Below are 10,219 nucleotides of genomic sequence, written 5' to 3'. Positions count from 1 at the left end.
ATGCCAAGGTCAGAGACGCAAATCTGGCCCTCCCGCAACTGACTTGATGACAAATGTTTGTATTTTTTGGGCAAAGTTGCGGGTTTAGCTCGGCTCGCCAAACCAACAATTCACGCTTCCCCCGGACTTGTTCCGGGGCCTGCCGGAGTGGGGTTGAGCCCGCACCGCCATTGAGGGGCAGACCCCGGAATTCGCTGCGCTCCTCCGGGGGAAGATGGTGAGTTGACGGTCAGCTTGTTTGTGACCGGGGTATTGAGCGGTGAGCGATCGTGTTGCTCTTTTTATTGTCGAAATAACAACACGTTGTCATCCCTGACGGATGTCCGGCCTTGAGCCGGACGCAGAGCGGAGGCCTACCCGAAATTCCAGCTGGTCTGGCGTCTAGGTCCCTGTGTGTCGCAGATGGGTTAGGCTGACTGCGCGAAGGAGGCCGCTAGGTCCCTGGCTCCGCGAGGAAGCCGTGCCCCAGAGTGGCCGCCCGGTCAATTCGCTGCCGGCTCATTCCCCCGCTTCATCCAGCTCGCCCAGCCAGTCCTCAAAGCCGGGGTCGCCAGCGCGCTGCAGGAGGTCGTCCAGCGGCACACGATCCGCAAAATAGCGGAAGGCGGCGATATAGCGCCGGTAGGCATCGGGCGGGGTATTGTCGCGAGCGGCTGTCAGGGCTTCGGACGCGCTGGCGAAGCGGATGCCGGCGTCGAAATTCTGGCCGGCGGCATAGCCGGCGAAGCCCTCGCTGAACCAGCGCGGACCGCGCCGCGTCGTGTCGCCGCCGAGCAGTTCGGCCTGCAGGCCGTGGGCGAGTTCGTGCGCAATCAGGCGGGCCCATGAGCGCTCCTGGGCGGCATAGTCCGGGGCGATCGCGGCGAAGGCCTCTGGCGTAAGAGCGCGGATAAGTGGCGGGCTGAAGAGGGCGGCAAATCTCGGCGATGGCAGCGGCGCTGAATAGGCCGAGCCCGGGGCGCCAAGCATTTGCTGCCGGCGAAACCAGAGCGCAGCCTGGGAGGGGTAGATCTCGATCGTGTCGCAGGAAATTGCCTGTTCAGCCGCCGACCAGCCATGCGCGGCAGCGAATTCGGCAAGGATGGCACGGGCCTCGGCCACGGCCAGCTGGTATTCCGCGAGGCGATGAGCCTCAGAGTCCGGCAGATTGATGTGCGGCGCCCATGCGGATGCGGGCACTTGCGCGTGCGCCTCATGGCCACTTCCGGGCCCTGCGCTCGCCGCCGTAAGCAAGGCGGTCGCGGCCAGCCAGTTGAGTCCAGATTTCCGCATCGTGATCCGTGCTCCCTTGGCCGGAGTATGCGGCTGCGGCGCGATTGGGCAAGTGGGGGCGGTTGAGGATGACGGGCGCGAGGGTGGGCGTTTTCGCTCCTTGTCCCCGCCCTTGCACAATCATCCCACGTCATCCTGACGCAAGTCGGGACCTCGACGTGACAAGCGCGGAGCTCGTGATATCGAGGTCCTGACTTGCGTCAGGATGACGAGGTCTGGGCCAACTTATCCTCACCCCCTCCACGCCCGCGCATAATCGCCCCATCTTCAGCCGAGCGGGGCGTTTCTAGACCGTCTGGTGATGTGGCTGGGGTGCGGTGCCTCGAGTGGGCCGGGAGTAACGGTCCGGTCCATGAAAGAGCGAAGGAGACAGACGGCAATCCTGGAGGTTCACTCACTGACGGTGACCAGACCCTTGTACCGGCCAAGGCCGGGACGTGACAGGCAGGGGCATCAATGGGCGGAGACAAGACCGGGTGTTACGCCCCGGCGGGCTCTGCCCCACACGATGGTGAGGGCGTGGCCACTGGCCCGCCGGACCGGCAGGCTTGGAATTGGACAGATAAGACAAGTCGCGGTCTTCGTAAAAACATCGCGTGCGGGAAGATCCGGAGGATCGGATTTTCACTAAAGCGCTTAATGAGACAAGGGTTCGACGGATCTTCCCGTGCATCCCGCCTGGTCACTGCCCATCCCTCCAGCGGTTCGCCGCGTGGAAATTTTTCTGCTGGCGCGCAGATAAAAGCCCCGGACTCCCCCAAGTCCGGGGCTCTCCACCCATCCCGCGCTGGTGTTCGAAGTCAGTCGCTGGAATAGGGCGTGACGCTCTGGAATGTGGCGCTATTGCCGATCGCCGTTGCGGTGCCGGAGAGCAGGCTGCCTGTGGTCATCTGGCCAGTGACCCGCGAATTGACGGCGGCATTATTGGTCTGGTTCATATTGCCATAGGCGGTGACCGGACATTCCGAACAGACATAGGTCGTGGCCGCATTGCCAAACGCCGTCGCCGAGGCGAGCGCGACGCCGCCGGCGCCGCCGGTGAAGCTGGTGGTGGCGTTGACGATGCCGTTATTGGTCTGGTCGAGGCCCATAAAGGCATCGGCACCGATATTGGAGATGATCGCCGAATTGCCGACGCCCTCGGCCGAAAGCGTGACGACATCAATGTCGAAATTGCCGATCTCGGCGCTGGCCTCGGCATCAACCTGGCCGTCATTATCCTGGCTGCCCTGCATGTGGGCATAGCCGTTCTCATTCTGCATCCAGGCCGAATTGCCGTTCGCCGAGGCGATGACTTGTGTCTCCTCGGCGCCGCCGCCGGCTTCCAGTTGCGCGCTGGCGCGGACGTTGCCGCGATTGTCCTGGTCGAGATCGACCTGTTGCGAGGGATACATGTAATACCCCTCGATCGAGGCCGAATTGCCATTGGCCGCCGCGACCGTCGAGGCCGACCAGCCCAGACCGCCGGTCGGGGCGAGGACATAGCTGTCGGCGCTGACATCGGCGCCGGAATCCTGGCGCAGATCGAGCGTATTCTCGCCGCCATAGGAAACCGAGCCATAGGCATTGGCCGTGGCGGTTGCCGTGGTGACCGAGGTCATGGCGTAATTGCCGACATTGAGCGTGGCGTCCGAGGCGACGCTGGAGCCGTCGAGCGCGGTCTGAGTCGCGCTGGCATCCATTGTCTGATCATGGATCAGATTGGCCGAATTGCCGATCGCCGACGAGGTCGTCAAGGCGGTGCCATGAATGATGCCGGCCGTCGTCGTCGCCGAGGTCGCAACCGAACCGGAGAACGTCTGGTCACTCTCTACATCATGCGCCGTCTCGAAATCGCCGGTCAGCGCATTGGCCATGCCGATGGCGGTCATCGCTGCGCTATGGGCTTCGGGCGTGTCACCATTGGCGACGACTGAAATGGCGGCGTCCAGATTGAGCTGGCCGTTGAGAACCTCAGTCGTATCGTCCGCGAAGATAGGTGCGGACACTGTCATCGCGGCGCTCATGGCCGTGATCAATGCTCTCACGCATTTGGACATTGGAGGTCTCCCTGGAGCCATAGGCTGTGGCGATATTGATGCCGCCGGTCGTATTGGTCGGGCCGCTGCTGGTGCCGCCGCCGATGGGGTCGCTGTAAGCACAGGCGGCCGATGGATCGACGCCATAGAGCTGAGCGGAAATTTCAAGCACGGCGCGTTCGATCACGGTGCGCACGGCCAGCTGGACCGGCTCGAGCGAGCGGCCACCGGCGGAAATATCGACGACCGCATCGCCCCAGAAGGCGAAGACGCCGGCGCTGATTTCGCGGCCGATAATCTGTTTCTGGTACGAGATGACGTCGACCGTCTCCATCGTCCGCGTCTCGTTGAGGCGCAGGTCGAGGCCGATATTCATCACCCACATGCGGCGGTTGAACAGGCCCGTCGGATCGCTGTCGATGCGGTCGCCGGCCAGCACGTCAACGCCGGACGAGCGGATATTGTAATTGAGCTCGGTAATGCCGCCGACCAGATTATAATCGGAGCCGGGCAGGGAGGCGGCATGGATCTGGCGCTGCGTGCCGTCATCATTGCCGATCAGCGAGTTATTGGCATAGCGCAGTTCGAGCTCGGAAATCGAGGTGTCGAAGCGTTCGACCAGGCGGATACCGGCTTTCGAGAAGGCCGAGATCGCCATCAGGGACGCGCCCTGGGTAATGGCGGCGCCGCCTTCCAGCGAAGCGCGTCCGGTATAATCTGACAGGCGGCCGACGGCGACACGCGGCGAGCGGATATTATGGGAGCGGGCATAATTGGCCAGACAGACCAGCGCTTCGGAATAGGGGGTTGGATTGGGCGTCACCGGCGAATTGCCGATCGGCGTTACGTAATTGCCGTCGGCCCCGGAGCGGTCGGTCGACGCGCAGCCGGTCAGGGCGAGGACGCTCGCCAGCGAGGCGAGGAGGATTTTGGCTTTAATCATTATCACTACTCACATTGCCATCGGACTGGGCACTGGCGTTGATGTCGCCATTATTGATCTGGTTCGAATTGACGATCACGGTGTTGTATTGACCGGAGACATTGACGTTGAGCTGGTTGCCGATCGCTGTGGCGCCGGAACCGACACCGCCGCCGAACAGGCCGGTCTGGGAGGAGACACCAACGCCGGTCTGGATGACGCCGTCAATGATGACGCGATTGCCGGCCGTCGATCGGCTCGCGGCACCGGCACTCGCCGCTGCGCCCGCGCTGCTGGAAGCGCCGGACCAGGCCTGGGTTTCCTGACCACCGGCCACACCATAGGGGCGTTCCCATTGCGCCGTCGTCGAGACGGACTGGCCAAGTGCGCTGGCCGGGGCCAGAACGGTCATGACTGTTGCAAGGGCGATCGTGATCCTGCGGGTTTTCATTGTCTCACGTCCTTCAAAACGCAATTCTCCCCCCGTCATGTGCAATGGGCGTGCCAGCGGGCGAGCGGGGCTATTTGCGTTCGCCTGTTGGGGGAAACCCTCTATTAAGATGTTGAAAGTGCCCGATTGGGGCACTGGAATGAGGAGAATGACTGGTGAGTGTGCCGCAGCGGGACGATCAGGTCCGGACCCCGATTTTCAATGCCATGCCCGCCGCTGTCCTGATATTGGCCATCGCCATGCTGGCCGTCGCGCTGATCACCACATTCCTGCCCGAAACGGGACGCTGGATATTTGCCGCCGCCCTGGTGGTTGGCGGACCGGCCGGGCTGAGCTTGCCGGCGCAGCCGCTCGGCCATATCGCGCCGCTGGTGCTGCACGTCTTCATCCATTTCGGCTGGTTCCACCTGGTGATGAATCTGGCAGTGCTGATCGGCGCCGGCCGCGCCGCCGGTCTGGCGCTGGGCGGCGGTGTGAAGGGGACGGCCGGCTTCTTCGTTTTCTTCTTCGTCTGCTCGATCGCCGGCGCGGCGCTCGAAACCCTGCTGCCGCACGACCAGATCGTTCAGATGGGCGGCGCCTCGACCGGTGTCTCCGGCCTGATCGCTGCGGCCGGCTGGGTCAGGGGCGGCTATCGCGGCATGCTCAGCCTGACGCTGCCCTGGATCGGCTTCAATGTGCTGATCGCCCTGACAGGCATGGTCCTGCCCATCCCGATCAGCTGGGCCGGGCATATCGGCGGCACGGTGGCCGGCGCACTTCTCTTCCCGCTCATCCTGGCCGTGTTCGGCGAGGGGCGGGGCCGTCGTTTCAGCGCCTGATCACCAGAGCCGGTCAATCTGGCGCACGCCGTCAATCTCGAACCCCTTGATGATGGCATCGCCATTGGGCGGCAGCGACAGAATCAGCCGGACGCCATTGCCACCATCGGGATTGAGCTCGCGCAGACGCGCTTCAAATTGCTGCGCCATTTCGCGTGAGGCGTAATACCGCTCGATATTGAAGGCCGAACGGATCCAGATCTCCGGCGCCGCCGTCACGGTATCGCCTGCCTCGCCGGTGCGCGGCTCTGTCGGCGCCGACGCGGCGCGATGGCTTGACCGCACAAAGCCATGGATGAAAGTGCCGGCGTCCGGCCGCTCCGCGTGCAGCGACACCGGCCGCCAATTGCCGTCATCGCCGGGTGCCAGCATGACAAAGATCGGATCGCCGCGGTCGAATTCGTCGTCGCCGGCCAGCGCGGCCGCATCGAGTTGCTGCAGCTCGGTTGCGATCAGGCTGTAATGCCCCAGGAAGATATCGCGCGGATCATAGCCGCGCACATCGAGCACGACCTCGGTGCCGCTGGACCGGGCGCTGGCATGGCTGATGACGAGATAGCCGAGAAAGGCGGTCATCGCGGCGGCGATGAGGCCGAGGCGGACAAGATGGTTCATGCGCTGGCCTCCGGACCTGTCTTGCCACGCGCTGCGGCGCGAGCCTGGCGCAGGCGCAGCAGGGCGAGGCTGATGAGAAAGAGAATCGCGCCGCCGACGAAGAAGAAGAGCGCCGTATCGAGCAGGCCGCTGAAAGTCTCCGCATAGACATAAAGGGTTTGCAGCACGAATCCGGCAATGCCGAGCGCGCCGACAATGCTCTGATCGGGCCGTGTGCCCTGGACGATCATCGCCGCGCACAGCGCATAGAAGACGGCGCCAATCAGGATTCGCACCCAGATCAGCAGATCCGGGCCGGCGGCCTGGACCAGCGCCGGGATGGCGGCGGCCATCAGACCCGCGGCCAGATAGGTGAGGGCGGCGATGCGGCTCGCCTTGCCGTCGGCGACGCGCCGCCAGGCAATGCCGGCCATGACCAGGAGTGAGAGGGTGGCGATGGCGGTATGCAGGCCGGAGCCACTGCCGGTGGCGTCGTCGGGGAGATGATCCAGCGGCCATTGCAGCAGGTGCGCACCGAACACGGCGAGGGCGATGGCCCAGGCGGCCAGTATGCCGCCACCGGCAATGGAGTGGTCGCGAAGCCAGGCCGCGAGCAGGCCAATCATCGCTGCAATCAGGATCGCAGCATCGAGCGCTTCCAGCTGGCCCAGCCGGTCGGCGGACGCTTGCGTCCATAACAGGTGTGCGATCCACATGAAGAGCGCCGGTGCCAGCAGGTTGAAACTGACCCGCGATCCCAAGTGCCGGGCGAGCAGGGCCGTTGCGCCCCAGACCGGCAGATAGGCCCAGACCACGCCGGGCGCATTGGGACTGACGGCTTCCATCCCGGCCCAGAGCGCGCCCAGACCGGTGGCGAGAATCAGGACCGGACGTGAAGGCAGGACCAGGGCGATGCCGGCCGCGGCCGTTGCCCAGACGAGCAGCGCGGTATTACGGAAGGCGGTCATATTGAAGGTCTGGGCCGTCAACATGATCGCCGCCCCAAACAAGGCCGCGCCGAGCAATGCCAGTGCATGACCGATTACCGGTGCGTTGCGGTCAAACGCCCGTCCCGCACCCAGCAGCGCAGCCCAGAGCGCCAGCACAATGGTCGCAAACCGGACCAGCCGTGGCATCGCCTCCCAATTGGCGGCGACGAAGCTCAAGGCCGACATGGCGAGCAGCGCGGCACCGAGAATGGCCAGTGCGCCGGCCGCATTCCAGCGTCCCGGCCGGCTGGCAATGTCGCCCAGGATGGCCTGGCGGTGCGTCGCATCGACCCAGCCCGCTGCAATCCAGCGCTCCAGGTCATGGGTCAGTCGGGTGCGATATCCCATCAAGCCTCTCCGCTTCAATCAGGCGGAAAACCCTGCATCCCGGCTCCGGCCTTGTCCATGTTTGTTTGATTCACATCGCGCCACAGGCCCGGGTCACGACGAATTCAATGCGTCACGGGCTGTTTTGTGGTATCAAACAACCAGCTCTGCGAGGAGGGTTTGCGATGAATATGGACTTCATTCTACGCGGCAAGGGCCGGGATGTGGTGATGATCGACGAAGCGCGCAGCCTGCAGGAGGCGGCCAATTTGATGGATTCGCATGGAATCGGTGCGCTCCTGGTCTGTGACGGACATAAACGGCCGGTCGGCGTCCTCTCGGAACGCGACCTTATTCGCGAGATCGCCCTCAATGGCACCACAGCGCTGAGCCGGCCCGCAGCGAGCGCCATCCTGCCGGCCTTTCTCACGGCCGCGCCGGACGATCTGATTGATACTGTCATGGTGCGCATGACGGATCGCCGTGTGCGCCATCTACCGGTGGTGGATGCGGGCGAAGTGGTGGGAATCGTCTCGATTGGCGATCTCGTGAAGTCGAAAATCGCCACCGTCGAGGCGGAAACCGAGGCTCTGCGCAGCTATATCCGCGATTAATGCATCCCCTGCGGCAGAGCTGCAGTCGAAATTTCCCAAGCCAGGCAAGTCGATTGCGGGCCGCACTGTCATCAAACTGACTCAAAACACGGGCGGGGGGTTGCGCCAAACCGGCCATCCTGTAGAACCCGCTTCACCAACGGCGCCGGCGCAGCGGTTTACCACTTGCGCCTCAGCGCCGTTTGTTTATTATGTGAGGTCTTGTCGCTTTTTTCAGATGACTCGTTTCGCCCTTCGGGTGTGACGGTCGGGAATTTTTTCGCCGGTTTTGGCCGCTGAAACATCTTCTGCACTTCCTGAGAATAGCGAATTGACTTCAAAAACCGGGCGGCTTAAACCCCGCCCTCCTCAACGGGACGGCCCAGAAAATCGGGTCAGAACAGAGAGGGGAAGGCCTCCGCCTTTCGGTGCCAAAATGGTTCGATCCTGGATCTGACCGGTGAAGTTTTCGAAAGAAAATCATCCGGTTGCCACGAACTGCAGAGGCCCTGAAATAAGCGTTTGACTTCAAAAACCGGGCGGCCTAAACCCCGCCCTCCTCAACGGGACGGCCCAGAAAATCGGGTCAGAACAGAGAGGGGAAGGCCTCCGCCTTTCGGTGCCAAAATGGTTCGATCCTGGATCTGACCGGTGAAGTTTTCGAAAGAAAATCATCCGGTTGCCACGAACTGCAGAGGCCCTGAGATAAGCGGTTGACTTCAAAAACCGGGCGGCTTAAACCCCGCCCTCCTCAACGGGGCAGCCCAGCAGATCGGGCCGGCGCGGAGAGGGGAAAGCTTCGGCTTTTCGGTTCCGAAAATGGTGTGACCCTGGATCACGCCGATGAGTGTTCTCGCAAGAGAAACGGTCGGCTCCATCGCACTGCAGACGGTACTGAAACAGCGGTTGACAGAAAATACCGGGCGGCTTAAACCCCGCCCTCCTTAGCCGGAAAGATTGTTTTAAACGATCGGCCTGGCGCGGACCTAAGCGACGGAAGTTGTTGACGGTTCTGCTCTTTGACATTGTTGATTGGAAAGAGAAACGCAGGCGGCGGCGCTCTGCGGTGGGTCAGACCACCATAGAGACCGATAACGCTGAAGCGTTTTTCTACGACGATTTAAGTTTCGTTTTGGTCAGCCTTCGGGTTGACCTGAATGGAACCACAATCCCGTTAAATTTGAAAATGCCATGCGATGTCGGGATCGAAACTCAACCTGAGAGTTTGATTCTGGCTCAGAACGAACGCTGGCGGCAGGCTTAACACATGCAAGTCGAGCGCCCACTTCGGTGGGAGCGGCAGACGGGTGAGTAACGCGTGGGAACGTACCTTTTGGTTCGGAATAGCCCCGGGAAACTGGGTGTAATACCGAATGTGCCCTTCGGGGGAAAGATTTATCGCCAAAAGATCGGCCCGCGTTAGATTAGCTTGTTGGTGAGGTAATGGCTCACCAAGGCTACGATCTATAGCTGGTCTGAGAGGATGATCAGCCACACTGGGACTGAGACACGGCCCAGACTCCTACGGGAGGCAGCAGTGAGGAATCTTGGACAATGGGCGAAAGCCTGATCCAGCCATGCCGCGTGAATGATGAAGGCCTTAGGGTTGTAAAATTCTTTCAGCAGGGAAGATAATGACGGTACCTGCAGAAGAAGCCCCGGCTAACTCCGTGCCAGCAGCCGCGGTAATACGGAGGGGGCTAGCGTTGTTCGGAATTACTGGGCGTAAAGCGCTCGTAGGCGGATTGATAAGTCAGAGGTGAAAGCCCAGGGCTCAACCTTGGAATTGCCTTTGAAACTGTCAGTCTTGAGTTCAGGAGAGGTGAGCGGAATTCCGAGTGTAGAGGTGAAATTCGTAGATATTCGGAAGAACACCAGTGGCGAAGGCGACTCGCTGGACAAGTACTGACGCTGAGGTGCGAAAGCGTGGGGAGCAAACAGGATTAGATACCCTGGTAGTCCACGCCGTAAACTATGAGAGCTAGCCGTTGGAGGGTTTACCCTTGAGTGGCGCAGCTAACGCATTAAGCTCTCCGCCTGGGGAGTACGGTCGCAAGATTAAAACTCAAAGAAATTGACGGGGGCCCGCACAAGCGGTGGAGCATGTGGTTTAATTCGAAGCAACGCGAAGAACCTTACCTACCCTTGACATACCGATCGCGGATCGCAGAGATGCTTTCCTTCAGTTAGGCTGGATCGGATACAGGTGCTGCATGGCTGTCGTCAGCTCGT

Annotated in this window: 8 protein-coding genes and 1 rRNA gene; 3 read left to right on the top strand and 6 right to left on the bottom strand. The window is 62.0% G+C overall.

The annotated features are described in order from the left end of the window. Window positions 1-498: 498 nt before the first annotated feature. The 4 genes from AAC023_RS11845 to hfaA form a co-directional block, all read right to left on the bottom strand. Window positions 499-1,272: a hypothetical protein gene (locus AAC023_RS11845; RefSeq protein WP_339741409.1), complete on the bottom strand. Its 774-nt coding sequence runs from the start codon at window positions 1,270-1,272 to the stop codon at window positions 499-501. A gap of 800 nt (window positions 1,273-2,072) precedes the next feature. After that, complete coding sequence (gene hfaD, locus AAC023_RS11840) at window positions 2,073-3,278, bottom strand: holdfast anchor protein HfaD (RefSeq protein ID WP_339741408.1); 1,206 nt, start codon at window positions 3,276-3,278, stop codon at window positions 2,073-2,075. Beyond that, window positions 3,226-4,233 (bottom strand): holdfast anchoring protein HfaB, encoded by a 1,008-nt coding sequence (gene hfaB, locus AAC023_RS11835; protein WP_339741407.1) that lies wholly within the window; start codon window positions 4,231-4,233, stop codon window positions 3,226-3,228. Before hfaB ends, hfaD begins: the two co-directional genes overlap by 53 nt. Further along, complete coding sequence (gene hfaA, locus AAC023_RS11830) at window positions 4,226-4,624, bottom strand: holdfast anchoring protein HfaA (RefSeq protein ID WP_339741406.1); 399 nt, start codon at window positions 4,622-4,624, stop codon at window positions 4,226-4,228. Before hfaA ends, hfaB begins: the two co-directional genes overlap by 8 nt. A 194-nt stretch (window positions 4,625-4,818) precedes the next feature. Here hfaA and AAC023_RS11825 point away from each other — a divergent pair, with 194 nt between their 5' ends. Next, window positions 4,819-5,484 carry a rhomboid family intramembrane serine protease gene (locus tag AAC023_RS11825; protein ID WP_339741405.1) on the top strand — a complete coding sequence of 222 codons (666 nt, stop codon included), beginning with the start codon at window positions 4,819-4,821 and terminating at the stop codon, window positions 5,482-5,484. On the opposite strand, the gene AAC023_RS11820 is transcribed toward AAC023_RS11825, so the two are convergent. After that, entirely contained in the window at window positions 5,485-6,099 is a 615-nt protein-coding gene (locus AAC023_RS11820; RefSeq protein ID WP_339741404.1) for a GDYXXLXY domain-containing protein, read from the bottom strand. Next, window positions 6,096-7,415, bottom strand: coding sequence for a DUF2157 domain-containing protein (locus tag AAC023_RS11815; RefSeq protein WP_339741403.1), 1,320 nt, complete (start codon window positions 7,413-7,415; stop codon window positions 6,096-6,098). The genes AAC023_RS11820 and AAC023_RS11815 overlap by 4 nt, the downstream gene beginning before the upstream one ends. Before the next feature lie 164 nt (window positions 7,416-7,579). Here AAC023_RS11815 and AAC023_RS11810 point away from each other — a divergent pair, with 164 nt between their 5' ends. Together AAC023_RS11810 and AAC023_RS11805 are read left to right on the top strand one after the other, a co-directional pair. Beyond that, window positions 7,580-8,008 (top strand): CBS domain-containing protein, encoded by a 429-nt coding sequence (locus tag AAC023_RS11810; protein ID WP_339741402.1) that lies wholly within the window; start codon window positions 7,580-7,582, stop codon window positions 8,006-8,008. Window positions 8,009-9,200: 1,192 nt separating this feature from the next. Beyond that, window positions 9,201-10,219, top strand: a 16S ribosomal RNA gene (locus AAC023_RS11805); the annotation flags it as partial.

Source organism: uncultured Maricaulis sp., assembly GCF_963976135.1.
In the GTDB taxonomy this organism is placed as follows: domain Bacteria; phylum Pseudomonadota; class Alphaproteobacteria; order Caulobacterales; family Maricaulaceae; genus Maricaulis.
Note: the sequence above shows the minus strand (reverse complement) of the source record. Positions and strands in the feature narration are given on the sequence as shown.